Genomic DNA, 1045 nt, shown 5'->3' on the forward strand with positions numbered 1-1045 from the left:
CGATGATCGCGTCGACATGCTGCGCGATCAGATCCTCGATATCGGCCACCTGTTTCTTCTGATCGAAACCCGCATCGAGCAGGATGAACTTCGAGATACGTTTGTCCTTTGACGCGGCATTTTCCGCCTCATGCGCCACCTGGACCGTCCAGGTGTTGGCGTTGACGCCGAAATCGCTCATTCCGATGACCCAAGGGGGATCCTTCTTGAATGCACCGGCTGCAGTCATGCGCGTGTCGTCAGGGCGCGGCGCGACGCCGTCCATCAGCTTGACATCCTCGGCCTGCGCCAAGGAGGTCACGACAAGCGCGGACGCAACGAGTACTCCCAGGCCGACGGTCTTCAGCAATCCTAACATTGAACTCCTCCTTGCAGTTGCTTCTGGCCGTACACGGACGTGCACGAGCCGCGAGACGCTCTCCCGATGCATGCTCGTCATCGAAGATGGTCCGATCGATGCACGCAAATCTCCCGCCCCCGAACACGTGCGTGTCGAGGTCCAACTGAGGCTGGACGATGATGACGGCTAAGAACTCCTCCGGGCACTTTAGAAGCACACACAATTTGGCCTGTCAATAGTTAGTCATGTTGAATGACTATTCCCGTGCTTGCCTTTCGCCGCTCCTCTATCCATCATGAATGACGCTCGCCTGCATCCGCGCGCGATCAGTCCCGGCGGGAAAATATGCGATCAGTCTTGTGTTACGGCGACTCCAACACGCACGGCCAGATCCCGGGAAGGGGGCCGCTCGAGCGCTACGGCCCCGATGAGCGCTGGCCGGGGGTTCTGCGCGCTGAGCTCGGCCCCGATTGGTATGTCATTGAGGAAGGATTGAGCGGTCGAACCACCGTCCACGACGATCCGATCGAGGGGGCACACAAGAACGGCCGAACCTACCTTCGCCCTTGTCTGCAGAGCCATGCGACGCTCGACCTCGTCATCATCATGCTCGGCACCAACGATCTGAAGATCCGCTTCAACAAGCCGCCCTCGGAAGTGGCGATGGGCATCGGCTGTCTTGTCTACGACATCAAGGAACTGGCG

General features: G+C 59.3%; 1 protein-coding gene and 1 pseudogene. One reads left to right on the top strand and one right to left on the bottom strand.

The genetic code is table 11. The features are described from left to right. Window positions 1-358 (bottom strand): annotated as a pseudogene (locus E5W70_RS32420) (ABC transporter substrate-binding protein); the annotation flags it as partial. A 327-nt stretch (window positions 359-685) separates the two neighbouring features. Here E5W70_RS32420 and E5W70_RS32425 point away from each other — a divergent pair. Beyond that, a partial coding sequence (locus E5W70_RS32425; RefSeq protein ID WP_366509782.1) for a GDSL-type esterase/lipase family protein occupies window positions 686-1045 on the top strand: 360 nt, incomplete at its 3' end.

This window comes from Mesorhizobium sp. (assembly GCF_005063415.1).
Lineage (GTDB): Bacteria > Pseudomonadota > Alphaproteobacteria > Rhizobiales > Rhizobiaceae > Mesorhizobium.